The sequence below is a fragment of the Kineococcus mangrovi genome, assembly GCF_041320705.1.
Taxonomy (GTDB): Bacteria; Actinomycetota; Actinomycetes; order Actinomycetales; family Kineococcaceae; genus Kineococcus; species Kineococcus mangrovi.
Genome location: NZ_JBGGTQ010000002.1, coordinates 522,888 through 547,637, shown reverse-complemented (window position 1 = coordinate 547,637; position 24,750 = coordinate 522,888). Strand labels below are relative to the sequence as shown.

At 72.4% G+C, this 24,750-nt stretch carries 27 protein-coding genes; 12 read left to right on the top strand and 15 right to left on the bottom strand.

Features of this window, described 5'->3' with window-relative positions; all coding sequences use genetic code 11:
* Positions 1-81: 81 nt before the first annotated feature.
* The 3 genes from AB2L28_RS05710 to AB2L28_RS05700 are packed head-to-tail and all read left to right on the top strand — an operon-like array spanning position 82 to position 993.
* A complete protein-coding gene (locus AB2L28_RS05710) occupies positions 82-273 on the top strand; it encodes a hypothetical protein (protein ID WP_370717757.1) in 192 nt (63 codons plus the stop codon).
* 5 nt (positions 274-278) lie between these two features.
* On the top strand, positions 279-635 hold the full coding sequence (locus tag AB2L28_RS05705; protein ID WP_370717756.1) for a metallopeptidase family protein: 357 nt from the start codon (positions 279-281) through the stop codon (positions 633-635).
* Between the two features lie 40 nt (positions 636-675).
* Positions 676-993, top strand: a complete 318-nt coding sequence (locus AB2L28_RS05700; RefSeq protein ID WP_370717755.1) for a tetratricopeptide repeat protein — start codon at positions 676-678, stop codon at positions 991-993.
* 8 nt (positions 994-1,001) lie between these two features.
* Here AB2L28_RS05700 and AB2L28_RS05695 read toward each other — a convergent pair whose 3' ends face one another.
* Positions 1,002-1,781, bottom strand: coding sequence for an HAD-IIA family hydrolase (locus tag AB2L28_RS05695; RefSeq protein ID WP_370717865.1), 780 nt, complete (start codon positions 1,779-1,781; stop codon positions 1,002-1,004).
* Positions 1,782-1,836: 55 nt separating this feature from the next.
* A complete protein-coding gene (deoC, locus tag AB2L28_RS05690; RefSeq protein ID WP_370717754.1) occupies positions 1,837-2,499 on the bottom strand; it encodes a deoxyribose-phosphate aldolase in 663 nt (220 codons plus the stop codon).
* Positions 2,500-2,701: 202 nt separating this feature from the next.
* Between deoC and dprE1 the strand changes: the two genes are divergently transcribed.
* The 3 genes from dprE1 (at position 2,702) to AB2L28_RS05675 (ending at position 6,337) form a co-directional block, all read left to right on the top strand.
* Positions 2,702-4,114, top strand: a complete 1,413-nt coding sequence (dprE1, locus tag AB2L28_RS05685; RefSeq protein ID WP_370717753.1) for a decaprenylphosphoryl-beta-D-ribose oxidase — start codon at positions 2,702-2,704, stop codon at positions 4,112-4,114.
* A 106-nt stretch (positions 4,115-4,220) separates the two neighbouring features.
* Positions 4,221-5,843: a GGDEF domain-containing protein gene (locus AB2L28_RS05680; RefSeq protein ID WP_370717752.1), complete on the top strand. Its 1,623-nt coding sequence runs from the start codon at positions 4,221-4,223 to the stop codon at positions 5,841-5,843.
* A 56-nt stretch (positions 5,844-5,899) separates the two neighbouring features.
* Positions 5,900-6,337: a GNAT family N-acetyltransferase gene (locus tag AB2L28_RS05675; protein WP_370717751.1), complete on the top strand. Its 438-nt coding sequence runs from the start codon at positions 5,900-5,902 to the stop codon at positions 6,335-6,337.
* A gap of 10 nt (positions 6,338-6,347) precedes the next feature.
* Here the strand turns inward: AB2L28_RS05675 and AB2L28_RS05670 are convergent, their stop codons facing one another.
* The 10 genes from AB2L28_RS05670 to AB2L28_RS05625 all read right to left on the bottom strand — a co-directional run bounded on the left by AB2L28_RS05670 (position 6,348) and on the right by AB2L28_RS05625 (position 14,358).
* Entirely contained in the window at positions 6,348-6,470 is a 123-nt protein-coding gene (locus AB2L28_RS05670) for a hypothetical protein (protein ID WP_370717750.1), read from the bottom strand.
* Positions 6,467-7,294 (bottom strand): PhzF family phenazine biosynthesis protein, encoded by an 828-nt coding sequence (locus AB2L28_RS05665; RefSeq protein ID WP_370717749.1) that lies wholly within the window; start codon positions 7,292-7,294, stop codon positions 6,467-6,469. The genes AB2L28_RS05670 and AB2L28_RS05665 overlap by 4 nt, the downstream gene beginning before the upstream one ends.
* Before the next feature lie 38 nt (positions 7,295-7,332).
* On the bottom strand, positions 7,333-7,656 hold the full coding sequence (locus AB2L28_RS05660; RefSeq protein WP_370717748.1) for an ABC transporter permease subunit: 324 nt from the start codon (positions 7,654-7,656) through the stop codon (positions 7,333-7,335).
* Between the two features lie 704 nt (positions 7,657-8,360).
* The gene (locus AB2L28_RS05655) at positions 8,361-9,353 is read right to left on the bottom strand and encodes an ROK family protein (protein ID WP_370717747.1); all 993 of its coding nucleotides are present in this window, start codon (positions 9,351-9,353) and stop codon (positions 8,361-8,363) included.
* 5 nt (positions 9,354-9,358) lie between these two features.
* Complete coding sequence (locus AB2L28_RS05650; protein WP_370717746.1) at positions 9,359-10,105, bottom strand: copper homeostasis protein CutC; 747 nt, start codon at positions 10,103-10,105, stop codon at positions 9,359-9,361.
* Positions 10,102-11,088, bottom strand: a complete 987-nt coding sequence (locus tag AB2L28_RS05645; RefSeq protein ID WP_370717745.1) for an asparaginase — start codon at positions 11,086-11,088, stop codon at positions 10,102-10,104. The genes AB2L28_RS05650 and AB2L28_RS05645 overlap by 4 nt, the downstream gene beginning before the upstream one ends.
* The gene (locus tag AB2L28_RS05640) at positions 11,081-11,977 is read right to left on the bottom strand and encodes an amino acid ABC transporter permease (protein ID WP_370717744.1); all 897 of its coding nucleotides are present in this window, start codon (positions 11,975-11,977) and stop codon (positions 11,081-11,083) included. The genes AB2L28_RS05645 and AB2L28_RS05640 overlap by 8 nt, the downstream gene beginning before the upstream one ends.
* Positions 11,974-12,612 (bottom strand): amino acid ABC transporter permease, encoded by a 639-nt coding sequence (locus AB2L28_RS05635; RefSeq protein ID WP_370717743.1) that lies wholly within the window; start codon positions 12,610-12,612, stop codon positions 11,974-11,976. Before AB2L28_RS05635 ends, AB2L28_RS05640 begins: the two co-directional genes overlap by 4 nt.
* Positions 12,613-12,631: 19 nt before the next feature.
* Positions 12,632-13,585, bottom strand: coding sequence for a glutamate ABC transporter substrate-binding protein (locus AB2L28_RS05630; protein WP_490054861.1), 954 nt, complete (start codon positions 13,583-13,585; stop codon positions 12,632-12,634).
* Positions 13,586-13,629: 44 nt separating this feature from the next.
* Positions 13,630-14,358 carry an amino acid ABC transporter ATP-binding protein gene (locus AB2L28_RS05625; protein WP_370717741.1) on the bottom strand — a complete coding sequence of 243 codons (729 nt, stop codon included), beginning with the start codon at positions 14,356-14,358 and terminating at the stop codon, positions 13,630-13,632.
* 115 nt (positions 14,359-14,473) lie between these two features.
* Between AB2L28_RS05625 and AB2L28_RS05620 the strand changes: the two genes are divergently transcribed.
* Together AB2L28_RS05620 and AB2L28_RS05615 are read left to right on the top strand one after the other, a co-directional pair.
* Complete coding sequence (locus AB2L28_RS05620) at positions 14,474-15,823, top strand: ROK family transcriptional regulator (protein ID WP_370717740.1); 1,350 nt, start codon at positions 14,474-14,476, stop codon at positions 15,821-15,823.
* Between the two features lie 30 nt (positions 15,824-15,853).
* Positions 15,854-16,033 carry a hypothetical protein gene (locus tag AB2L28_RS05615; protein ID WP_370717739.1) on the top strand — a complete coding sequence of 60 codons (180 nt, stop codon included), beginning with the start codon at positions 15,854-15,856 and terminating at the stop codon, positions 16,031-16,033.
* 11 nt (positions 16,034-16,044) lie between these two features.
* Here AB2L28_RS05615 and AB2L28_RS05610 read toward each other — a convergent pair whose 3' ends face one another.
* Both AB2L28_RS05610 and AB2L28_RS05605 read right to left on the bottom strand, forming a co-directional pair.
* Positions 16,045-16,971 (bottom strand): acetamidase/formamidase family protein, encoded by a 927-nt coding sequence (locus AB2L28_RS05610; protein ID WP_370717738.1) that lies wholly within the window; start codon positions 16,969-16,971, stop codon positions 16,045-16,047.
* Between the two features lie 43 nt (positions 16,972-17,014).
* Positions 17,015-17,989, bottom strand: a complete 975-nt coding sequence (locus AB2L28_RS05605) for a LacI family DNA-binding transcriptional regulator (protein ID WP_370717737.1) — start codon at positions 17,987-17,989, stop codon at positions 17,015-17,017.
* A 155-nt stretch (positions 17,990-18,144) separates the two neighbouring features.
* On the opposite strand from AB2L28_RS05605, the gene AB2L28_RS05600 reads away from it, so the two are divergent.
* The 4 genes from AB2L28_RS05600 to AB2L28_RS05585 are packed head-to-tail and all read left to right on the top strand — an operon-like array spanning position 18,145 to position 23,269.
* Positions 18,145-20,112 (top strand): glycoside hydrolase family 127 protein, encoded by a 1,968-nt coding sequence (locus AB2L28_RS05600; RefSeq protein ID WP_370717736.1) that lies wholly within the window; start codon positions 18,145-18,147, stop codon positions 20,110-20,112.
* Positions 20,113-20,144: 32 nt separating this feature from the next.
* Entirely contained in the window at positions 20,145-21,458 is a 1,314-nt protein-coding gene (locus AB2L28_RS05595) for an ABC transporter substrate-binding protein (protein ID WP_370717735.1), read from the top strand.
* Entirely contained in the window at positions 21,455-22,348 is an 894-nt protein-coding gene (locus AB2L28_RS05590; protein ID WP_370717734.1) for a carbohydrate ABC transporter permease, read from the top strand. Before AB2L28_RS05595 ends, AB2L28_RS05590 begins: the two co-directional genes overlap by 4 nt.
* Positions 22,349-22,351: 3 nt before the next feature.
* Positions 22,352-23,269 (top strand): carbohydrate ABC transporter permease, encoded by a 918-nt coding sequence (locus AB2L28_RS05585; RefSeq protein WP_370717733.1) that lies wholly within the window; start codon positions 22,352-22,354, stop codon positions 23,267-23,269.
* A gap of 12 nt (positions 23,270-23,281) precedes the next feature.
* On the opposite strand, the gene yczR is transcribed toward AB2L28_RS05585, so the two are convergent.
* Entirely contained in the window at positions 23,282-24,709 is a 1,428-nt protein-coding gene (gene yczR, locus AB2L28_RS05580; protein WP_370717732.1) for a MocR-like transcription factor YczR, read from the bottom strand.
* Positions 24,710-24,750: the final 41 nt, after the last annotated feature.

Genomic DNA, 24,750 nt, shown 5'->3' with positions numbered 1-24,750 from the left:
CCGAGGAGGAGCTGAGACGTCGTGCTCGACAGCTGGAGGTCGTCCCCCCGGGATCGAGGTGTGAGCGACGTGCGACGGCCGGTGAGGCACCCCCGGTACCGGGTGGCCGTCGTCGCGCACCCGCGCTCCGCCCCCGACCCCGCCCTCGTGCGCCTGCGCACCGGGGCGGCGCCCGCCGGCGCGGTCCCGGGGGTGGACGCGGTCCCCGTCGAGCGGCCGGGCCGGGCCGCGGTGCGCGAGCTCGACGGCCGACGCGTCCTCGTCGGCGGCTGAGCGCCGTGGTGGAGCTCTCGCGCGAGGAGTTCGAGGAGGCCGTCGCGGACGCGCTCGACCGCATCCCCGACGCCCTGGCCCGGGCGATGGACAACGTCGTCGTCCTCGTCGAGGACGACCCGCCGGAGGGTTTCGCGCAGGACCTCCTCGGGCTGTACGAGGGAACCCCGCTGACCGAGCGCGACGGGTGGTGGGCCGCGGGCGCCCTGCCCGACCGCATCACGGTCTTCCGCCGGCCGACGCTGGCGATCGCCCGCGACCGCGAGGAGGTGGTGGCCGAGGTCGGGATCACCGTGGTCCACGAGATCGCGCACCACTTCGGGATCGACGACGCCCGCCTGCACGAGCTGGGCTGGGCCTGACCCGCGGAATCAGGGGTCCGGCGCACGGGTTGTGGAACCCGTGAACATCGACCTGCTGAGCTTCGAGATGGCCCGCGACGCCTTCGACGAGCGCCGGTTCACCGACGCCGTCCGGTCGCTGGAACCCCTGGTCCGCCGTCACCCCGACGACCGCTCCCTGCGCGAACTGCTCGCCCGCAGCTACTTCGGTGCCGCGATGCTGACCAAGGCGGAGGAGCAGGCGCGGGACCTGGTGCGCCGCACCCCGTCCGACGCCTTCGCGCACCTGCTGCTCTCGCGCGCCCTGGAACGGCAGAGCCGGCACGACGAGGCCCGCGGCCACCGCGTGATGGCGCACGTCCTCGGCGCGGAGGTCTGACCCGGGGCTCAGACCAGGTCGACGAGGTCGCCGATCCCGTCGACGACCTGGAACGGCTGGAACGGGAACCGGCGGACCTGGTCGCGCCTGGTGGACCCGGTGAGGACGAGGAACGTCCGCAACCCGGCCTCGATCCCCGCGACGACGTCGGTGTCCATCCGGTCCCCGATCATCGCGGTCGTCTCCGAGTGCGCCTCGATCCGGTTCATCGCCGAGCGGAACATCATGGGGTTGGGTTTGCCGACGAAGTACGGCTCGGCCCCGGTGGCCCGCGTGATGAGCGCCGCCACGGACCCCGTCGCCGGCAGCGACCCCTCCTTGGAGGGGCCGGTGGCGTCGGGGTTCGTGGCGATGAACCGGGCACCGGCCTCGACGAGGCGGATCGCCTTGGTGATGGCCTCGAACGAGTACGTGCGGGTCTCCCCGAGGACGACGTAGTCGGGGTCGGTGTCCGTCATCGTGTAGCCCGCCTCGTAGAGGGCGGTCGTCAGACCCGACTCACCGATGACGTACGCCGAGCCCCCCGGCATCTGCCGGGCCAGGAAGTCGGCCGTCGCGAGCGCCGACGTCCAGATGTTCTGCTCGGGGACCTCGATGCCGCTGCGCGACAACCGGGCCGAGAGGTCGCGCGGGGTGAAGATCGAGTTGTTGGTCAGCACGAGGAACCGGCGGCTGGCGTCGGCCAGCCGCTGCAGGAACTCGGCCGCACCGGGCAGCGCGTGGTCTTCGTGGACGAGGACGCCGTCCATGTCGGTCAGCCAGCACTCGATGCCGTTCGCGTCGCTCATCTCGTTGCCCTCCACGCGTCCACCCTCGATCCCGTCGCCGTGCCCGTGGTCGTGCTCAGTCGGTCAGGCCCGCCAGGACGGCCGCCGACCCGGACAGCCCGAGCCGGGTCGCCCCGGCGTCCAGCAGCGCCAGCGCCAGTTCGGTCGTCCGGATCCCGCCGCTGGCCTTGATGCCCAGCCGCCCGCCGACCGCGGCGTGCATGACCTCGACGGCGTGCACCGTCGCCCCGCCGGTCGGGTGGAAACCCGTGGACGTCTTGACGAAGTCCGCGCCCGCGTCCTCGGCCGCCCGGCAGACCGCGGTGAGGACGTCGTCGGGCAGGGCCGCGGACTCGACGATGACCTTGAGCACCGTCGGGGCGGGCGCGGCGGTCCGCACGGCCGCGACGTCGTCGCGCACGGCGTCCACGTCCCCGGCCAGGGCCGCGCCGACGTCGATGACCACGTCCACCTCGTCGGCACCGGCCTGCACGGCGGCGGCGGCCTCGGCCGCCTTCACGGCGCTGGTGTGCTTGCCCGACGGGAACCCGCACACGGTCGCGACGACGAGGTCACCGGTGTCGGCCAGCGGCAGCATCGTGGGGGACACGCACACGGCGAGGACACCGAGCTCGCGGGCCTCGGCGACGAGGGCGGCGGCGTCGGCGGGGGTCGCCTCCGGCTTGAGGAGGGTGTGGTCGACGAGGTGGGCGACGTCGGTGCGGGTGCGCGGGCTCACGGTCGCCGAGTCTGCCACCTGGCGCGCGTCGCGGGGCGCCTCGGTCCGCTCAGGCACGGCGCCGCCCGCCCGGCGGCGTCGTGCTCGTCCCTGCCGCCCCCGTCGATCACCGCGTGGCCTCGGGCGGGGAGCGCGGACCGGCTCCCCGAGCCTGCGGCCGGGACGAGAGGGCTCGTCGGGGCCGGCGGTTAGGCTCGCCCCCGTGGTGAGCATCCCCGGCCTGAAGCCCGCGTCCCGTTCCGCGTCGCCGTCCGCCGAGCGCCGGACCGAACGCCTCACCGGCTGGGGCCGCACGGCCCCCACGACGGCGACCGTCCTGCACACCGCCGACCTCGACGTCATCGCCGAGGCCGTCCGCACCGCCGGGCCGCGCGGGGTCATCGCCCGCGGCCTGGGCCGGTCCTACGGGGACCCGGCGCAGAACGCCGGCGGTCTCGTCGTCGACACGTCGGCGCTGGACCGCATCCACGACGTCGACGTCGACGCGGCCGTCGCCGACGTGGACGCCGGCTGCTCCCTGGACAAGCTGCTGCGGGCCGTCGTCCCGCACGGGTTGTGGGTGCCCGTCCTGCCCGGCACGCGCCAGGTCACCGTCGGCGGCGCCATCGGCGCCGACATCCACGGTGGCAACCACCACACCCAGGGCACCTTCACCCGGCACGTGCTGTCCATGGACCTGCTGACGGCCGACGGGCAGATCCGCACGCTCACGCCCGACGGCCCGGAACGCGAGTTGTTCCTCGCGACCACCGCGGGCATGGGCCTGACGGGCATCGTCCTGCGCGCGAAGATCCGGCTGGACCGCGTGGAGACCTCGTACTTCATCGCCGACGTCGAGCAGGCCACCGACTTCGACGACATGCTCGAACGCCTGCAGCACAACGACGAGAACTACACGTACTCCAAGACGTGGTTCGACTCGGTGACCAAGGGCCAGCACATGGGGCGGGGGTTCCTGCTGCGGGGCTCCTCGGCGAAGCTGTCCGACCTGCCGCCGGAGCTGCGCAAGGACCCGCTGAAGTTCGACGCGCCCCAGCTCGCGACGTTCCCGGACGTCTTCCCGCCCGGCATGCTCAACACCCTGACGGCCAAGGCGCTGAACGAGGTCTACTACCGCAAGTCCAAGACCAAGTCCGGTGTGGTGCAGAACATCACGCAGTTCTACCACCTGCTGGACCTGTTCGCGGACTGGAACCGCGCCTACGGTCCGCGGGGTTTCCTGCAGTACCAGTTCGTCGTCCCGTTCGAGCGGGCCGACCTGCTGCGCGCGAGCATGGAGGCCATCGTCGACTCCGGCCACATCTCGGCGCTGAACGTCCTCAAGCGCTTCGGCGACGGCAACGACGCGCCGCTGTCCTTCCCCCAGCGCGGCTACACCCTCGCGGTCGACCTGCCCGTGAAGAAGGGCCTGGACCAGCTCTGCGACCTGCTCGACGAGATGGTCCTGGACGCCGGTGGCCGGCTGTACCTGGCCAAGGACTCGCGCACGACCGCGGACCGGTTCGCCCGCATGTACCCCGAGCTGCCGGCCTGGCGCCGGGTGCGCGACGCGGTGGACCCCGAGCGGAAGTTCGTCTCCGACCAGGCCCGTCGCCTGCGGCTCGTCACGGGCTGAGGCCCGCCGGCGCGAGATCGTCCCGGGAGGTCAAGCCGGGCCCCCGGCGTGCCGACACCCCCGAGAGGTCCCGTCCGGGACGCGGGCGTGGAGGGCGGTGGTGGCGGTGCCGGGTGACCTGACGCTCGACGCTGCCGTCGATCCCGCAGCCGCCGAACCCGCTGCGGCGGGGACGTCCCGGGAGGCGGCGCTCAGCGCGGTCCGCGCCGACCTGGACGACCTGGACGACCTGGTCGGCCGCGACCCGGACCAGGCGGCCGCGCACGCCCGGGACATCGCCGCCCGCGCTGCGCAGCTGGGGGACGTGTCCAGCCTCGCGCTCGCCCGCGTCGGGGAGGCGGAGGCCGTCCAGCGCGCGGGCGACTCGCCGACGGCGGCCGACATCGTGACGCGGTTGCTCACCGAGCACGACGCCGCCGTCCGCGGCGCCGAGGTCACCGTCCGCGCCTCCTGGGTGCTGTGCCGGGTCCTGCGCGACCTCGGTGACCGCCCGACGGCCCTCGAACACGCCCTCGACGCCGTCGCGGCGTTCTCCGAGGGGGTGTCGCAGCGCCTGCAGATCCGGGTCCTGCTGACGGTCGCGGACCTCCTCGACGAGATGGGAGGGGTCGAGGACGCGCGGACCTGGTACTCGCGGGCCGAGGAGCTCGCCGTCGGCGACGGGCAGCTGCACCTGCGCATCGTCAACAACCGCGCCTACTCCGAGCTCGAACGCGGCGACGCCGACGGGGCCCGCCGTGAGCTCGAACTGCTGCACCGGCTCAGCGCGCAGTACGGGATGGCCCTGAACTCGAACACGCTCGACACCGTCGCCCGGGTCCAGCTGCTGTGCGGGGAGCTGGACGCCGCGGAGGCCTCGGCCCGCGCGGCCGTCGCCACGAGCGCCGCGATGGACGCCAAGAACGCCGACGACGAACCGGTCTACCTGCTGACCCTGGCGATCGTGCTGCGGTCCAAGGGCGACCCGGCGGCCGCCGCCGAGGTGCTGACCCAGGCCCGCTCGGCCTGCACCGGAGCGGGTTTCCGCACGGTCCGCGCGCAACTCCTGGCCGAGCAGGCCGAGGTGCACGCGGCGCTGGGGGACCACCGCGCCGCCTTCGAGACGCACAAGGAGTTCTACGCCGCCGACCGGGAACTGCTGTCCGAGCAACGGGAGGCGCAGGCCCGGGCCCGGCAGGCGGTGTTCGAGACGGACGTCGCCCGCGCCGAGGCGGCCCGGTACCGCGAGGAGGCCCGGCGCGACGCGCTGACCGGTCTGCGCAACCGACTCTTCGTCGACGAGAAGCTGCCCGCGCTGGTGGAGGAGTCCCGCCACGGCGGCCCGGCGGTGAGCGCGGTCCTGTTCGACCTCGACCACTTCAAGTCCGTCAACGACACGTTCTCCCACGAGGCCGGGGACGAGGTGCTGCGCCTGACCGCCGGCATCCTCGAGCGGTCCGCGGCCGACAGCCCCTCGGGCACGGCCTTCGCCGCGCGGCTGGGCGGTGAGGAGTTCCTCGTCGTCCTCACCGGCGGCGCGGACGGTGCCGCCGCCGAGCTCGCCGAGCGGGTGCGGCGTACGGTCGCCGGGTTCGACTGGTCCGGTGCCACCCCGGGCCGGGGCATCACCGTCAGCGCCGGCGTGGCCGTCCTCGCCGACGGGGGCGACAAGACGTCGCTGCTGTCGGCCGCCGACGCCCGCCTCTACGCCGCGAAGGCGGGCGGCCGCAACCAGGTGCGCGCCGGCTGACCCCCTCGGGTGGGAAACCGCTCGACCTCGCCCGTGCCGGCGCGCACGCTGGCTGCGTGCCCGGGACCCCGACGTACCGCTGGCGCGGTGCCCTCACCGACGCCGACCTGCTCGACCTCGTCGCCTCGCACGGCGGACGCCCCGCACCGGGGTGGTGGCCCCGCGTGCGCGAGCACTCGCTGGGCTGGGTCACGGCCCACGACGACCTGCTCGTCGGGTTCGTCAACGTCGCGTGGGACGGCGGCGACCACGCGTTCCTGCTGGACACCGGGACCCGCCCCTCCCACCAGCGGCGGGGGATCGGCACGGCGCTCGTGCAGCGCGCGGTGCGGGAGGCGACTGCGGCGGGGTGCGAGTGGCTGCACGTCGACTTCCTGCCGGAGCTGACGTCCTTCTACCGGGACGCCTGCGGGTTCAGGCCGACGGAGGCCGGGCTCGTGCACCTCAGCAGGGGGCGGCCACGTGAGGACGGGTCCGACCCGACGCCACCGTGAGGTCCGGCGGTCACGGACCGACGACCAGCGGCGGCGCCCCGGCGGGCAGCCGCGACGCCCTCGGCACCAGGGCGGCGAGGTCGGCGGGTGCGGTGGTGACGACGAGGGCGCGCGCGGACCGGCGCAGCCTCACGCGGGCATCGGCACGGCTGCACCGCTGACGACGACACCCCCGCCGGGCGGCACGTCGACCGTGATCAGCCCGGGCCGGCCGACGTGCCGCCCCTGGTGGATGGTCACGCGGGCGGGCGGGTCCACCAGCCCCAGTTCCCGCAGGTAACCGCAGAGCCCGGCGGCCGCCGACCCCGTCGCCGGGTCCTCGGTGATGCCGCCGACGGGGAAGACGTTGCGCACCTCGAAGACCAGGGTGTCGCGGGCCAGCGCCACCGTCAGGGTCGCGGGCCAGCCGTTGTCGTCGAGGACCCGGCGCGCGCGGGCGGGGTCGAACGTGAACCCGTCGAAGCGGTCGGCGTCGTGGAGGACGAGGACGGGGTGCCGGTTGCCCGCGGCCGCGACCCGCGGCGGGTACCGGGGGTCGAGGTCGTCGGGCGCGAGGCCGAACAGGTCGAGGAGCCCGTCGAGCTGGGGGCCGGTGAGGTCGGCGACGGAGGGCTCCACGCTCGTGAACGACGCCCTTCCCGCGGCGGCGCGCAGCGCGATCGTGCCCGCCGGGGTGTCGAACGTGAACTCCCCGTCCCCGTGCCGCGTCGCGAGGGCGACGGCCGTCGCGACCGTGGCGTGCCCGCAGAACGGGACCTCCGCGTGCGGGGAGAAGTAGCGCATCGACAGGTGGCGCTCGTCGGTCCGTCCCACGACGAACGCCGTCTCGGCGTACCCCACCTCGGCGGCCACGGCGAGCATCTGCTCGGCCGAGGCTCCCGTCGCGTCGAGCACGATCCCCGCGGGGTTCCCGCCGGCGGGGTCGTCGGTGAAGGCGGCGTAACGCAGGACGTCCACCCGCGCGACCCTACTGCGCTCCGCCGCCTCCGGTGGGATCAGCCCTTGAGCGCCCCCGCGGCGATGTCGGCGATGAAGTGCCGCGAGCCGATGAGGAAGATCCCGATGAGCGCCCGGCCGCCGCGCAGCATCGGGATCACGATCGACCACCAGGTGCGGAAGAACCCCGCGCCGTCGAGGGTGGCGGACTCGATGAGCTCGTCCGGGATGGACGCCTGCGCGAACTGCCGGAGCAGGAAGGTGCCGAACGCGTTGGCGGCGCCGGCGACGACGAGGGCCGGCAGTTGGCCCACCCACCCCAGCTCCGACATGAGCACGAAGCTCGGCACGAGGGACAGGTTTCCCGGGACGAGGAACGTCACGAGCAGGATCCCGAAGAGGACGTCGCGGCCGGGGGAACCGGTGCTTCGCGACGGCGGAGGAGGCCAGGGAGTCGAGCAGCACGACGAGGACGGCGAGCGACCCGGCGACGATGAACGAGTTGAGCACCGCTCCCAGCAGGTCGATGTTGGTGACGACGTTGCGCAGGTTCTCCATCAGGTGCGTGCTCGGCAGCAGGTTGGGCGGGTAGCTGAAGATCTGCCCCGTCGTGCTCGCGGACACGACGAGCAGTCAGGACGACTCCACCGAGGTGGGGCACATCAGGTTTGGCTCTCCTGACGCGTGTGTGAGCTTGAGTTCGCCCTAGCGGGTCGGGGCGGGACGAGGAGTCCTTGGCCGGGTCCTTCGACGAGCTCGACGCCTCCGGCGGATCCGGGCAGAACCCGGGAGGGAAGCGGGCGGCGCAGATCACGTACGTGTCGGCGGACGGGGAGGGCTGGATCGGGACGGTGGGCTCTGCAGGCTACGGGCGCGGCGAAGTCGCTCGAGGGAGCCCGTCGGGCGTTGTGGAAGAACCCCGAAGACCTCGGCGAGGGCCAGGTGACGCAGTAGGACCCGGTGGCGGTTGGGGCGGCGTTGACGCGGGTGGCGTTCGGGTTCCACTCCCGGCACCGTTGGTGGGGTTGTCGATGCTGGCCGTGGGTGGGTTGTGCCCGCTGCCGGTCCGTGGGAGTCGTTGAGTGCTTCACACGTGCGTCCGGAGAGCCGGTCGACCAGAAGCAGGTTCGACGACCGCACTCGTCGTGGCTGACTGCAGCTCCGGTGGCGGCGTGATGCCTTGCTGGCGCATGGCCAAGACAGCGGCGCCGCTCCTACCGGCGTCTGTCCCCAACTGGGACAGGCGCACCTCAGGGGAGGGCCGCCAGGTCAGCTGCTCGGTCAGTCGCTGCCGCAACGGGACCAGAAGGGCGTCTCCGGCAGCGGTGAAGCCTCCACCGAGAACGATGACCTGCGGGTCGAGCAACAGCGTCAGGGTTGTCAGGCCGCTGCTCAGGGCCGCGAGGGCGTCCTGCCACACCTCATCGGCCGCTGTGTCGTGCCCGAGCCGTGCCACGACATCTTGAGCCCGCGAGGGAACACCGGTGCGAGCCGCGTAGCGGCGAGCGACCCCGCCGCCGGAGGCGTAGACCTCCAAACACCCCCGCTGCCCGCAGGGACAACGCTCCCCGTCGAGTACGACGGGGATGTGGCCGAGCTCGCCGGCTGCCCCGGTGGCCCCCACCACTCCGTGTCCAGAGGTGCGCAGCGCCGCGGCGACGCCGGTGCCGATGGGGATGAGAACGAAGTCGTCGATGCCGCGGGCGGCGCCGAAGAGCTGTTCGGCCAGGCCGGCCGCCCGCACGTCGTGTCCGGTGGCCACCGGCAGACCGGTGCCGGCGCTCAGCAGGTCTCGAAGCGGAACGTCTCGCCATTCCAGGTTGGAGGCGTAACCGACGTTGCCTGCTCCCTCGTCCACGGTTCCCGGCGTGACGACGCCCGCCCCGGCGACCCGGACCCCCATCGCCCGGGCCTGGTCAGCCAGCTCGAGCAAGAAGCGGGTGATCGCCTCGACAGCTGCAGCGCCGGTGCCGGTGGGTCGCGTGCTGGGGGCCAGCGTGTGCCCCGCGGCGGTGACCACCGCGCCCTTGAGGGAGGAACCGCCGACGTCGACAGCGAGCACGGCGTCCCTCTCGTTCACCGCGCTCACCACTCGGCCAGTGCGGCGACGACGGCGCGCACAGGTCCAGGGGCGGTCACCTGGCGCGGGACGTCGTAGCTGATGTCGGTCGCAGAGCTGGCCGCTGTGACGACGGGTTCGCCGGCACGCAGGTGCACGGCGGGCACACCGGTGCGCGCGACGAGCTCAGCAGCGTTGCACGCGCGCACCCCGCCACCGGCCATCACCTCGATCCGGTCACCGGCGTGGGCGACGAGACCGGCCAGCACGTCGACGCCCTCCAGAGCGGTGCGGGCGCCGCCGGAGGTCAGCACCCGGGTCACACCGGCGTCGATGAGCGTCTCCAGCGCACCGGACAGGTCGGCAAGGGTGTCGAAAGCTCTGTGGAAGGTCACCGGCAGGTCCCCGGCGGCGGCGACGAGACGCCTGAGCAGGTCGGTGTCCACGGTCCCGTCGGCGCGCAACGGGCCGACGACGACGCCGAGCCGCACGTCCGGTGGGGCGCTGAGAGAACGGACCGCGGCGATGTCGGCGAGCTGGGTGTCCGTCTCGGCCACGGAGTACGTGAAGTTCCCCGCTCGCGGACGTACCAGCACGCTGACCTCCAGACGCTGCACGCGGGCCAAGATCGCCGTCAACGCCCCCCAGCTGGGCGTCGTCCCGCCCTCGGACAACGCAGCGCACACCTCGACGCGCGCCGCTCCGCACTCCTGCGCCACGACAGCCCCGTCGACGTCGTCGATGCAGATCTCGACGGCAGTGTCGGCACTCACCGGGCGGCCACCCACGCCTGCACCGCGGCACCTGGAGCGACCTCGCCGACGCGCACGCCGCCACCCAGGACGGGTACGACGCGCAGATCCGCAGCTTCCGAGACGTCCACGCCGAGGGCGGTGAGGACCTCCAGCGCCAGCAGGGTGGTCGCGCGGGGGTTCCCGTCGATGATCTTCATCGCCACGGCTTGTCCGTCCGGGCCGGCGAGGCCGATGACCCCTTCGGCACCGCCCTTGGCCACGGTCCCGGGGACGCGGCGCATGACCTCGGTGTTGGCGTGGCCGTGCCCGCCGACGAACTCCGGATGCGCACGCATCGCGGCGGCGACGCGGCCCGCCGGCTCGGAGGCAGCAGCTCGCTGCAGTGCACGGAAGGCGGTGGCCAGCCCTCGCACGGTGGTGGCGAACAGCGGCGCGCCGCAGCCGTCCACGGCGTCGTGTGTCACGGGTGCCTCGGTGAACTCGGCGGTGACGGCGCGCACACGCTGCTGCAGCGGATGCGTCGTCTCGAGGTAGCCCTCGGTGGACCAGCCGTTGACGCGGCAGGCCAGCAGCATCGCCGCGTGCTTGCCGGAGCAGTTCATCCGCACCCGGCTGCGCTCCTGCCCGGCGCGGACCAGGGAGTTGCGGGTGGGTTCGTCCTCGGGCCAGTCCACGGGGCAGCGCAGCGCGTCCTCGGTCAGACCCGCCTCGGCCAGCACGGTGCGCACGACCTCGACGTGGGCGTCGGTGCCGGTGTGGCTGCCTGCGGCGATTGCCAGTGCCGGTCCCTCCAGCGGGGCGCCGACGGACAGGCAGGCCAGCGCCTGCAGCGGTTTGGTCGTCGATCGCGGCAGCACGGGAGCATCGACGTCGCCGAGTTCGGCCGCGGGGTTCCCGGCGGCGTCGAGGGCGAACAGGGCGCCGAGATGGCGGCTCTCGAGCAGTCCGGACCGGCGGACCACGGCGAGTTCGACCAGGGGTGGGGTGGCGTTCTCAGCCACGGGTGGTCTCCAGTTCTCCGGCGGCACTGCGGTGGCCGGCGCGCACCCGCAACCGCGAGGCGAGGTAGGACAGGCTGCCGTTGCACACGAAGTAGACGAGCGCAACGACGAGGAACGTCTGGATGAGCAGGCGGTTGTAGGCGGACAGCACCTGCGCGCGGTACAGCAGTTCGGTGTACGCCACGACGTAGCCGAGCGAGGTGTCCTTGAGCAGGCTGACGAGCTGCGTCACCAGCGAGGGGGTGACGGTGCGCAGAGCCTGCGGGAGCTCGACGTGACGCATGACCTGCCAGCGGGTCATGCCCAGGCTGGCGCCGGCCTCGGCCTGGCCACGCGGCAGGCTGAGGATTCCGGCTCGAACGATCTCGGCCACGACGGCGGAGTTTGCGATCGCCAGCGGCATCGCGAGCTTCCACAACAACGGCAGGTTGATGCCGTACGCGGGTAGGCCGAACAGCATCAGGTAGATCAGCAGCAGGACAGGCAGGGTGCGGGCGATCTCGATCCAGGCCGTCGCCACCCAGCGCACGGGGCGTTGGTGACTGAGCCGGGCGAGGGCCAGTACGACCCCCGCGGCGGAGGCGATGACGGCCACGACGGCGGCAGCCTTCACCGTGCCCCACAACCCGACGATCAGGTAGTTCCAGATCGCCCACTGTGCGAACGGTGTCCAACGGTCGGCGTCCAGCTGGCCGCGGGAGGCGAACTGCGCCAGCGCCGCGGCCAAGAGCCCGAGCAGCGCCAGCACGCTGAGCACGGAGGCGAGGCGGATCCGCCGGCGAGCACGGGGACCGGGTTCGTCGTAGAGGAAAGAGGAGGAGTGGCTGCGGCGGACGGCCTTGGCGGGGGGCTTGGCGATCGCTTTCGCCGACGGGGTCGCGGTGCTCATCGGCTGATCGCCACCTTCTTCTCGATGCGTCCGGCTGCCAAGCCGATTGCTAGTGCGATCGCCATGTACACCAGGCCCGCGGCGGCGAAGATCGGGATGGGTTGGGCCTCGACGAGGTTCACCTTGTTGACCGCAGAAGTGAGTTCGACAACCCCGACCGTCGCGGCGAGTGCGGTGTTCATGAGCAGGGCGATCATGACATTGCCCAGCGGCTGGACGACGGTCCGCAGGGCCTGGGGGACGATCACCAGTCGCAGCACTTGGGTGAGGGTGAACCCCAGCGCCCGGGCGGCCTCGACCTGTCCCGGCGGCACGGAGTTCACCCCGCTGCGCACCGCCTCGGCGACGTAGGCCGCTTCGTAGACGACGAGGACGACGATGACCGTGGTCGTCAGCGGCATCACCAGACCCGCGTCGGGCAAGGCGAACACGGCCAGCAGCAGCAGCGCCAGCAGGGGCACGTTGACGAACAGCTGCACGTACCCGAACGCGGCGGCCCGCAGCACGGGAACTGGGCTGACCCGGGCGACCGTCACCAAGATGCCCAGCAGGAGGGATCCTGCAGCAGACACCAGCAACACCACCAGAGTGGTACCCAGTGCCCGCAGCAGCGGGTCGAGGTTGTCGAGGAGCACGTGCACGATGGGACTCCCGTCAGGAACCGGGGACGGAACCGATGGCCGGCGGGGTCGGTGCGGCGGAGTCGGAGACCGTGCCGAGGGTTGCCTCCCACACCTGCGTCCAGGAGCCGTCGTCTTCGATGGCCTTCAACCAAGTGTTCACGAACTGCTTGAAGTCTGCGTCGTCGTGCTTGAGACCGATGCCGTACGGCTCTTCGGTGAACGGCTGACCGACGATCTTGATGTCCCTGTTGCTCGCCGCGTCGGCGGCCAGCAGCGTGTAGTCCTGCACGTAGGCATCGCCGCGGCCTTGGGTGAGGGCTTGAACGGCCTGCGGGTCGGTAGCGAAGCTGACGACCTCGGCCGTGGGCTGCCGTTCAGGGACCGCGGTGACTGCCGGGGTGTTGGCACCGACGATGACCGTCTTTCCGGCCAGGTCCTCGACGCTCTTGATGTCGGTGTTGTCGGCCTCGACGGCGACGGCGAGGCCGGAGGTGAAGTACGGGCCGGCGAAGCTGATCTGCTGTGCCCGTTCCTCGGTGATCGTGTAGGTGTTGAACACGACGTCGACGGTGCCGTTGGCCAGCAGCGCCTCGCGGGTCTCCGAGGCAGGCGGGATGACCTCGATCTCAGGCTTGCCGAGGATGTAGATGGCCAGCAGTTTGGCCAGGTCGATGTCGAAGCCTTCGATGTTGTCGGGGTTCGTCGGGTCCTGCTGCGAGAGGAGCGGTGCGTCGAGGGCTGCGGCCACGCGCAGCTTCCCACGATCCTTGATGGCAGCCATCGTCGAGCCTGCGGGCATGGCGGAGTCCTCGGCGCGAGGGGCCGCGTCGTAGACGGCCTGCAGACCGGAGTCGCTGCTGGTGGCACCGGGGACAGCGGAGGTGCCTGAATCGGAGTCGCTGCCACAGCCGGCTGCAGTCAGAGGAACACCAGCAGCCAGGGCGAGCAGCACCGGTCGGCGGGAGACGGAGGACGAGAGCGCCATGGGGAACCTTCCAGGTTTCGGGTGAGGTGAGTCAGCAGGACAGATCAGTGGGACAGGATGGAGGCGAGGAACGACGTGGCCCGCTCCCCGCGGGGGCTGCCGAAGAACTCTTCCGGTGGAGCGTCCTCGACGATGCGCCCGCCGTCCATGAACAGGACGCGGTCGGCGGCGCAGCGGGCGAAGCCCATCTCGTGGGTGACGACGACCATCGTCATCCCCTCCTCGGCCAGCGAGGTCATGACGTCGAGGACCTCACCGACCATCTCCGGGTCCAAGGCCGAAGTCGGCTCGTCGAACAACATCACCTTGGGTCGCATGGCCAGAGACCGGGCGATTGCGGCGCGCTGCTGCTGTCCACCGGACAACTCCGCGGGGAAGCGGTCGGCCTTGTCGGCGATACCGACGCGAGCCAGGAGTTCCATGGCCTCCTCACGCGCTGCGGCCCGGGCGCTGCGCCGCACCTTCAGCGGCGCCAAGGTCACGTTGTCCAAGACGGTGTGGTGCCCGAAGAGGTTGAACGACTGGAACACCATGCCGACATCGGCGCGCAACCGGGCCAGGTCCCGTCCTTCATCCGGCAGCCGTTGCCCGTCGACGTGGATCTCTCCGGAATCGATCGGCTCGAGGCGGTTGATGGTCCGGCACAGCGTGGACTTCCCCGACCCCGACGGCCCGACGACCACGGCGACCTGGCGGGCTGGAACGTCCAGGTTGATCGAGCGCAGGACGTGCAGGTCTCCGTAGTGCTTCTCGACCTCACGCATGCTGATCATCGACGGCATGATGGAAGCATAAGTCGCTTGTGTTACAAATAGATATCCTGCAACTTTGTCCATTGTTGGAGTAATAAGTTGTCACTTCGTGCTCTCCTCGTGCTTCACTGGCGGCGTGATCCCCACACCTCGTGGAAGCCGTGTCGCACGCGATGCCATCGTCACCCTGGTGCGCTCCGGGCGTGCGACATCACGCGCCGACATCGCCCGCATCACCGGACTGTCCCCCACCACCGTCGCGGCCCGGGTCGGGGAGCTGATGTCGCAGGGCTATCTCCAAGAGGGCACCGCGGCACCATCACGCGGCGGGCGTCCACCGCGGATGCTCCAGATGCGGCCCGGGGCGGGAACGGTCGTGAGCATCGCCCTCGGTGAGCGACACGCAGCCATCGGGCTCTACGACGCCGCTGGCGAGGAGGTCACGCAACACCGCGAGCCCATCGACATCGCGGACGGCCCCGAGGTCGTCCTGCGTCTGGTCGCCGAACGGGTGAAGTCGATGGACGACGAGCACCCCACGGGTGGGCCCCTGTTGGCCGCTTGCATCGGGATCCCCGGCCCGGTCAGTTCTCACAGCGGGCGGGTAGTGGCCCCGGCGCGGATGCCGGGCTGGAACGGCACAGACGTTCAAGAGTTGATCCGGCCGTACCTCGGCGTCCCCGTCGTGGTCGAGAACGACGCGAATCTGATGACGCTGGGCGAACACGCAGTCAGCGATGACCCCGTCGACGACATGGTGTTCATCAAAGTAGGTTCTGGGATCGGCAGTGGAATCATCGCCCGCGGGGTTCTCCACAAGGGTGCACACGGTTTCGCCGGGGACATCAGCCACGTCCCGGTTCCTGATGCGCCTTCGGTCCCGTGCTCCTGTGGGCGTGTCGGCTGCCTGGATGCCGTCGCCAGCGGGTCAGCGCTCGTGCATGCCCTCGCTGAAAGCGGGATCCAGGTGCGCACGACCGATGACCTGCTCGTCCTGGCCCGCGACGCTCATCCGCAGACGACACAGATCCTGCGCGCCGCCGGCCTGAACACCGGACTGGTTCTCGCCACGATCGTCAACTTCTTCAACCCCGCACGTCTGGTGGTGGGTGGCAACCTCAGCAGGGCCGACGCCTTCGTCGCGGGACTGCGCTCAGCGTTGTACACGCAATGCCCGCCGATGATCACCGACGGGTTGCACATCGTGGTCAGTCGAACGGGCCAACACGCTGCGGTCACGGGCGGTGCGCAGGCCGCCCTGGACCACGCTTTCTCCGGCTCACGTGACGCGTGTGAAGCTCTCGACGACTCTCGCGACCCGGTAGCAGAGGGCAGGACCCGACCACGGCCAGCATCCCCAACTCCACCGACGGCGCCGGGGAGTGGAACCCGAACGCCACCCGCGTCAACGCCGCCCCCGTCGTCGCCGGGCCGTCCCGCCGGGCGATCGCGAACACCGCCCGCAACCCCAGGGTCGGCGTTCTGATCGGTGGAGCCAATGTCGAGGACTGATCGGGTGACGGCCTGCGCGAGAACCATCCGCAAGACCTCGCAGCGGCTGGACCTCGACGTCCCGGACGCGCTGACCTGTTCGTGGACCACCAGCCGGATCAGAACCCGGGAACGCACGACGCGCAGGAGGCATCGACTGCGGGTGCTGGCGCTGAACGGCGAGACCCCGCGCGGCACGGCCTGAACCCCGCGGGGTCAGCTCCGGCGCAGCGCGTCGTGGCGCAGGACGGCGTGCACGCCCCACGTGCGGTTGGCGACCTGCGTGACGCGCAGGTCGGCGCACGTGCTGAGGAGGGCGAGGGCGGTCGGTCGGTCGAGGTCGTGCTCGGCGGCCACCCACGTGAGGAGGTCACCGAGAGCCGCGTCGGTGGCGGCGTTCAGGTCCGCGTCGAAGCCGAACGTGATGCGTTCGGCCGGGGTGACGGCGTGCACGGTCGGCAGGGCCGGGTCGGGCACGACGGCGATCGACAGCTCCGTGGTCGTCGCGCACTCCACGGCCGTCCCGCACACCTCCCCGTCGCCCTGCGCGGCGTGCCCGTCGCCCAGGCACAGCAACGCGCCGGGCACGTGGACGGGCAGGAACAGCGTCGACCCCGCGACGAGCGAGCGGCAGTCGACGTTCCCGCCGTGACCGGGTCGCGGGGGGATCGTCGAGTGCCGTCCGGGCGCGGCCGGTGTCGTCCCGACGACGCCGAGGAACGGGGCGGTGTCGACGGTGAACCCCAGCTGGTTCGTCGCGGTCCGGCGGTCGGGGTCCACGTCCCAGAGCAGGTCGACGCGGCCCGTGGTGCCCAACCGCCGGTTCAGCGGGGTGTCGACGCCCGCGACCGTCCAGCCCCAGTCGGCGGTCCGCACCGCGTGCAAGGTCACCGCCAGGACGTCGCCGGGTTCGGCGCCGCGCACCGCGACCGGGCCGGACAGGCAGTGCCCCTGCGCGTCCTCGACCAGGCGCGGGGTGGGGGCGCCGGGGCCCGCCGGACGCCGGGTGAACCCGTGCGCGTCGAGGGCTTCGACGGTGAAGCGCTCACCGGGCTCGACGGTGAGGACGGGCGCGAGCGAGGGGTCGAAGGCGTCGGTCACGGTGCGGGCGCTCGGGCGCAGGACCTGCTGCTGGGGGGACACGGGGCGATCCTGCCCCGGTGCCGCGCCGTCGACCGCGCGCGGGTCAGGCCGGGACCGTCGACTCCCGTACCACGAGCCGCGTCGGCAGCGTCGTCGTGCCGGGAGAGGGTGATCCGGCGACGGCCTGCAGCAGCAGTTCCCCCGCGCGGCGCCCCAGGGCCTCCAGGCCGAGGTTCACCGTCGTCAGGGGTGGCCGCGAGGCCAGGGCGATGACGTCCCAGTCGTCGAACCCCGCGACGGCCACGTCCTGCGGGACGCGGCGGCCGGCGTCGCGCAGACCGTCGCAGACGCCGCGGGCGATCTGGTCGCTGCCGCACGTCACGGCGTCGAGGTCGGGGTGGCGGCGCAGCAGCAGGTCGGCGGCCAGCCGTCCCCACCGCTCGCTCCAGTCCCCGTGCAGGACGGGCCCGACGAGGGCGTCGCCGGCCGCGCGCCCGGCGGCCTCGGCGCGCACGCGGGTGGCGTGGTGATCGGCCGGTCCGGTGACGTGCGCGACGCGGCGCCGGCCGAGGTCCAGGACGTGCCGGACGGCTCCGGCGGCGCCCCCGGCCTGGTCGGTGACGAGGGAGGTGTCCCGCGGGTCCTGCGACGGGGTGAACGCGTAGACGACCGGCACGCTCGCGGCCAGGGGCGGGCGCGGGTCGGTGCGACGGCCCGTGACGATGATCCCGTCCACCCGACGGGCCTGCAGCGTCCGCAGGTAGTGCTGCTCGCGCAGCGGGTCGTCGCGGCTGTCGCACAGCAGGACGCTCATCTCCCCGGCACCCAGGGCGTTCTCCGCGCCGAGCATCACCGGGATCGAGAACCGGCCGAAGCTGTCGGTCGTGATGAGCCCGACGGTGTAGCTGCGCCCGGAGGACAGGCCCCGGCCCACCGGGTCGGGCGTGAACCCCAGCTGCTCGGCCGCGCGGCGCACGCGGTCGCGCGTCTCGGCGCGCAGCTGGCCCGTCCCGTTGAGGGCCTTGGAGGCCGTCCCCGCCGAGACGCCCGCGAGCGCGGCGACGTCGACGATCCGCACCGGAACGCCGCTTTCCGCCACTGCCCACCTCCCGACCCGTTGAGTCGCAACAGACTACCGCGCCCTTGACGAGCTGGGAGGGGAGTTCTAGGTTCGTCGCAGAAAACGTGTTCCGGCTGTTCCGGGCGCACCCGCACCGCCTCGATGGAGAGATCATGACCAGCACGACCGCTGGACCGGACCTGTCCCCCACCTCGGGCGCGCAGCCCGTGAACACCCCCGTCGCCCCCACCGCGGACGCGGCCGTCACCCTGCAGCCCGTCCCGCTCGGCGCCTCGCGCTCCACGGGCGGGTTCTGGTTCGACCGCATGCAGGCCAACCGCCGCCAGGCCATCCGGACCGGCTACGAGAAGCTCGAGACCGCGGGCAACCTGCGCAACCTGCGCATCGCCGCCGGAGTCGAGCAGGGCGAGGCCAAGGGCCCGATCTTCATGGACTCCGACGTCTACAAGTGGCTCGAGGCGGCCGGCTGGGAGTACGGGCGCGAGGCCGACGAGGAGGTCCTCGGCTGGATCCGCGAGGTCACGGCCGTGGTGGCGGCCGCGCAGGCCGACGACGGGTACCTGGACTCCGTCCAGCAGGTGCGCGGGAAGGGCGAGCGCTACACCGGGCTGCACTGGAGCCACGAGCACTACTGCGCCGGCCACCTGTTCCAGGCCGCCGTCGCCGTGCACCGCAGCACCGGGGACACCGGCCTGCTCGACGTCGCGGTCAAGCTCGCCGACCACCTCGTCGCCACCTTCGGCCCCGGGGGGATCGAGGAGGTCGACGGTCACCCCGTCGTCGAGATGGGCCTGGTGGAGCTGTTCCGCGAGACGGGGAACCGCGCCTACCTCGACCTCGCCCGCTGGTTCGTCGACGCCCGCGGGCACGGCATCATCCGGACGCGGTTCGGCGTCGACCCCACCTACTTCTCCGACCGCGTCCCCGTGCGCGAGGCCACCTCGCCCGAGGGCCACTCGGTCCGGGCGGTGTACCTCACGGCCGGTGCCGCGGACGTCGCCGCCGAGACCGGCGACGCGGAACTCCTCGACGCACTGGTGCGGCAGTGGGAGGGGATGCTGTCGTCCAAGACGTACGTGACCGGCGGCATCGGCTCGCGCTGGGACTTCGAGCAGTTCGGCGACCACTACGAGCTCGGCCCCGACCGCGCCTACGCCGAGACGTGCGCGGCGATCGCGAGCGTCCAGTGGAGCTGGCGGATGCTGCTGGCGACGGGGGAGGCCCGGTACGCCGACCTCGTCGAGCGGACCCTGTTCAACGCCTTCCTGCCCGGGGTGTCCCTGGCCGGCACGGAGTACTTCTACGTCAACGCCCTGCAGCTGCGGCACGGCGCGCACGCCGAGGAGGAGCGCAGCGTCGCGCACGGCCGGCGGCCGTGGTTCGACTGCGCCTGCTGCCCGCCGAACATCATGCGCACGCTGTCCCAGCTCGACGCCTACGTGGCGACGACCGCCGACCGCGACGGGGTGCCCGGGATCCAGCTGCACCAGTTCACGACCGGTGAGGTGCAGGCCGGCGGTGCCCGGGTGCGGGTGAGCACCGAGTACCCCTGGGACGGCACCGTCCGCGTCGAGGTGCTGGAGTCCCCCGGGGAGTTCGAGCTGGCGCTGCGCGTGCCCGGCTGGGCGGAGGGAGCCACCGCCACGGTGGCGGGGCAGGACGTGCCGGCCGCCGCCGGCGACTACCTCCGCGTGCGCCGGGGGTTCGCGCCCGGTGACGTCGTCGAACTCGTCCTGCCCATGACCGTCCGCCCCGTCGAGGCCGACCCGCGCGTCGACGCCGTGCGCGGTTGCGTGGTCGTCGAACGCGGGCCGCTCGTCTACGCGGTCGAGCAGGCCGACCTGCCCGAGGGGCTCGTCGCCGACGACGTGCGCGTCCGCGTCGCCGAGCTGCGCGACGCCCGCGCCGAGCACCGCCCCGACCTGCTCGAGGGGGTCACCGTCCTGCACCTGCCCGTGCACGCGGCGGTGGGCGCGGCGACGGGACCGCTGTACCGGCCGGCCGGGGACGACCCCGCGCCGCAGGCCGGGGACGCCACCCAGGTCGTCCCGGCGGTCCCGTACTACGCCTGGGCCAACCGCGAGCTCGGCGCCATGCGCGTCTGGCTGCCCCGGGCCTGACCGGTCCACCCGTTCCGTTCCCAGGAGGTGCGATGGAGCTCCACCGCAGGACCCTGCTCGCGCTGGGAGGGCTCGCCGGTCTGTCGGCGCTGCTGCCCTCCTGCGCGTCGCAGTTGCCCGAACCCGACGTCACGGCCGCGGGGTTCGGTGAGAACGCGACCGGGACCGTCCGGTTGTGGTGCCGGGCGGCGACGGTCGTCGGCGTCCGGCAGGTCGTCGACGCGTTCAACGCCTCCCAGGACGCCGTCACCGTCGAGGTGACGCCCGTCCTGGACGGTCAGTACGTCACGAAGCTGGCCACGGCCATCCGCGGCGGCAACGTGCCGGACATCGTCGACATCGACGACATCAACTCGATGCTGTTCATCTACCGCGACTCGTTCACCGACCTCACCCCGCTCGTGCAGCAGCTCGACTTCGCCGACCGGCTCAACCCCGGTCAGCTCGCCCTGGCCACCCGCGACGAGCGGCACTACGGGGTCCCGTACATCGCGGACAACTCGATGCTCTTCTACAACACCGAGTTGTTCGAGCGGGCCGGGCTGGACCCGGTCGAGCACACGCAGGACTTCGACGGTCTGCTCGAGGCCGCCCGCGCCATCGGGGCCCTGGAGGACGGGACGTACGGCTGGTCGGTCGACGGCAACGCGGCCGGCATCCTCGGGTTCGTCGTCCAACCGCACCTGTGGGCGGCGGACGCGCCGAACATCGTGGGGGAGGTCGGGGAGCAACGCGGGGCGATCGTCGGCAACGACGCCCTCCGGCGCACGTTCGAGCTGTACCGGACGATGTGGACCGAGGGGCTCATGCCGCAGGCGAACTTCTCCGGCGACGGGGCCCGCTGGGGCGCGGACTTCCGCGACGGCACGGTCGGCCTGTTCCCGGGGAACTTCGCGGTGGCGGCGTTGAACGCCTCGCCGGAGATGCGGGCCAAGACCGGTGTCGTGCTGCTGCCCGGTCCCGACGGGGGCCGGGCGACGTTCGCCGGTGGGGACAACCTGTGCATCCCGCGCGGGGCGGCCAACGCCTCGGGGGCCTGGCAGTTCGCCCGTTTCGCCCTCGACCTGCCGCAGCAGACCGGTCTGCCCGCCGGCGGGTACATCCCCGTGCGCTCGGACGCGGCGACGGCGCAGTACCGCGAGGAGTTCCCGCTCGCCGTCGCGCCCCTCGACGGGATCGCCGAGGCGTACGCGCCGACGACGCTCGCCTACAACCTGCTGTTCAACCAGCAGGACTCGCCGTGGATCGCGGCGTTCCGCCGGTCCGTCTTCGACGGTGACCTGGACGGGGCGCTGCGCCAGGGGCAGAAGGACTTCGACCGCATCCTGGAGCAGGCCCAACTGTGAGCACCCTCGAGAGAACACCCCGGTCCCTCACCCACCCCCCGCGGACGGGTCTGCTGCTGACGCTGCCGGCCCTGGTCTTCGTCACGGTCTTCGTGCTCGTGCCGCTGGTCTTCGCGGTCTACATGTCCTTCACGAACTGGCCCCTCATCGGGTCGTACGAGTTCATCGGCCTCGGGAACTACACGGCCATCGCCTCGGACCCGGTGTTCTGGAAGTCGGTCGGGTACACCGTCCTCTACACGGCCATCGTGACCGGCCCGATCCTCGTGCTCGGGTACGTCCTCGCCGTCGTGGTCCGCGCCAACCGCCGGTTCTCCACGGTGTTCCGCACGGTGTTCTTCGTCCCCTACGTCATCGGGCTCACCACGCTGAGCTTCCTCATGGTGCTGGAGGCGCAGCCCGGGTCGGGCATGGTGAACGTCGTCCTGGAGACGCTCGGCATCACCGACGGGACGACCGCGTGGTTGGCCGACGGTCCGCTCGCGACGGGCCTCATCTGCGTGATGATCGTCTGGGCCGTGTCGGGGCTCACCATGGTCCTGCTGATGGGCGGGATGCAGGGCATCCCCCGCGACGTGTACGAGTCCGCGGAGATGGACGGTGCGTCGTGGTGGCAGCGTGAGCGCAGCATCACGATCCCCATGCTGCGCCGCACCATCGCCATGAGCCTGGTCATCTCCGTCATCGGGTCGCTGCTGGCGTTCACCCAGTTCTACGTCCTGACCCGCGGCGGGCCCGGGACGGACACCCAGACGGTCGTCATGTACGTCTACCAGCGCGGTTTCGTCCAGCTCCAGCTGGGCGCGGCGTCCGCGCTGTCGATCGTCCTGGTCGTCGTCATCGGTCTGGTGACGGCCGCCCAGTTCCGGCTGTTGCGCGAGAAGGAGTAGACCGTGGTGACTCTCACGAGGACCAGCACCCCGCACGGCGTGCGGGTCCGCACGGCCCGGGGAGGTGGACCGTCCGGCCGGGCCGAGAGCCGCACCAAGGTCACGCTCTACTGGCTCGGCGGCATCCTGGCCACCCTCGTCTTCCTCGTCCCGCTCGCCTGGTCGGTGCTGCGCTCGTTCCAGCCCAACGACGCGATCGTGGCGGCGGACCCGGACGTGGGGGACCTGTTCGCGCTGACGACGGCGAACTTCTCGGCGTTGTTCAGCGGCGACCTGGACATCGTGCGGTCGGTGGGCAACAGCCTCGTGGTCTCGATCGGGACCGCCGTGCTCACCGCGGTGATCGCGACCCTGGCCGGGTACGGCTTCGGCCGCTTCACCTTCCGGGGCCGCAACGTCCTGTTCGGCGTCATCGTGGTGACGATGATGGTGCCGTTCCAGGCCATCATCACCCCGCTGTACCTGCAGATGAACGCCATGGGCCTGACCGACTCCCGGCTCGGCCTGGTGCTGTTCTACACGACGGTCAACCTCCCGTTCGGGGTGTTCGTCATGCGCAACGCGTTCGAGACGATCCCGGCCGAGATCGAGGACTCCGCCCGCGTCGACGGCGCCGGCACGATGCGGGCCCTGGTGTCCGTGCTCCGGCCGATGCTGGTCCCCGGCATGGCCACCAGCGCGCTGTACGCGTTCCTCGCCAGCTGGACCGAGTTCCTCGGGGCGCTGACGTTCCTCACCGACGACCGGCTCTACACGCTGCCCCTGTCGCTGGTGAACCTGCAGTCCGGGGCGTACGGGGCCGTCAACTACGGCTACCTCGTGGCCGGCGCCGTCGTCGCGATGATCCCGTGCGTCATCCTCTACGTGGCGCTGCAGCGGTTCTACGTCGCCGGGTTGGCCTCGGGGGCGGTCAAGGGCTGACCCGCCCGCACGTCAGACGATCACTTCGAGCCGGCGGGACACGGGTGCGACGGCACCCGTGTCCCGCCACGCCCGCGCCAGGGCCGGGACGACGACGGTGCGCAACGTGCCGGCGTCGGCGCCGAACGGCAGCCGCAGGTACCGCTCGAACGCCCCGTCCACCCCGAACCGCGGCCCGGGGGTCAGCAGCACCCCGTGCCGCTGCGCGGCGAGGGCCAGCGCGGAACTCGTGGCCGTGGGCAGGCGCACCCACAGGGCCAGGCCACCCGGGACGTGCGGGACGTCCCACTCCGGGAGCGCGGCCGCCAGTTCCGCGCTGAGGACGTCCCGCCGCTGCCGCAGTTCACCGCACCGGTCGACGAGGACGTCGTCGAGCTGCGGCAGGCAGCGGGCGACGACGAGCTGCTCCAGGACGGGGGTCCCGAGTTCCCACGGGGTGCGGTGCGCCGCCGCGTGCTGCACGGTGGCGGCGTCGGCCCGCACCCAGCCGATCCGCAACCCGCCCCACAGCGACTTCGCCGCCGACCCGACGTGCACCGCGTCGGCGGGGAACGGCGGGGGCACCGGCCCGTCCAGCGCGAGGTCGTTGGTCGTCTCGTCGACGACGAGCCGGGTCCCGTACCTCCGGGCCAGCTCGACGACGCGGTGCCGCAGCGCCGGGGGCATCACGGCGCCGGTGGGGTTCTGGAACCCGGGCATGAGGTAGGCCAGCGCCGGCCGGGTCCGGGCGAAGGCGTCCTCCAGCGCCTCCTCGTCCCAGCCACCGGGGGTGTCCCCGGTCCCGGCGGTGACGGGCACCGCGACGGGGCGCCCGCCGACACCGCGCGCGGCGTCGACGGCGTACGGGTACCCGGGGGACTCGACGAGGACGCGGTCGCCGGGGGCCAGGAACGCGCGGCAGAGCAGACCCACCGCGTGCTGGGCGCCGAGCGTGACGAGGACCTCCTCGGGGGCCGTGGGCAGCCCGCGGGCGGTGTAGCGCTCGGCGAGGGCCGCCCGCAGGGACGGGACGCCGAGGAGTTCGTAGCCGTCCCCGGGCAGGTGGGCGAGCAGGTCCTCGGCGGCGGCGCGGGCCGCGCCGGCCAGGACGGGGGCCGCGGGCAGGACGGCGCGCGTGAGGTTCACGAGACCGCCGGCGGCGGTGAGGGGTTCTGCGGAACCGCTGCGGGAGCCCGTGGGCAAGGTGATCACGCTGCCGGAGCCGCGCACGCTGCGCAGGTGCCCGCTGTCGCGCAGGCGGGCGTAGGCCGCCGCCACCGTGGTGCGGCTGACCCCCACCGCCGCCGCGAGCTCGCGCTCGGCCGGCAACCGGCTGCCCGAGAGCACCCGGCCGTCGAGCAGCAGCAGCCGGACGCGGTCGGCCAGCGCCCGCAGGGCGGGACCGTCGTCGCGCCAGTCGCCGAGGAGCTGGGCCAGCCCGGAAGCGGAGATCGTCGGCACCAGTCCACTCTAGGCGGATTGGCGCTGTCGCTGCACCGGTG

Coding starts and splice junctions, on each gene's coding strand:
- AB2L28_RS05695 (WP_370717865.1), bottom strand. CDS start 1,781: ATGAGCGACGCGAACGGCATCGAGTGCTGGCTGACCGACATGGACGGC.
- AB2L28_RS05640 (WP_370717744.1), bottom strand. CDS start 11,977: ATGAGCACCGCGACCCCGTCGGCGAAAGCGATCGCCAAGCCCCCCGCC.
- AB2L28_RS05630 (WP_490054861.1), bottom strand. CDS start 13,585: ATGGCGCTCTCGTCCTCCGTCTCCCGCCGACCGGTGCTGCTCGCCCTG.
- AB2L28_RS05625 (WP_370717741.1), bottom strand. CDS start 14,358: ATGATCAGCATGCGTGAGGTCGAGAAGCACTACGGAGACCTGCACGTC.
- AB2L28_RS05600 (WP_370717736.1), top strand. CDS start 18,145: ATGACCAGCACGACCGCTGGACCGGACCTGTCCCCCACCTCGGGCGCG.
- AB2L28_RS05595 (WP_370717735.1), top strand. CDS start 20,145: ATGGAGCTCCACCGCAGGACCCTGCTCGCGCTGGGAGGGCTCGCCGGT.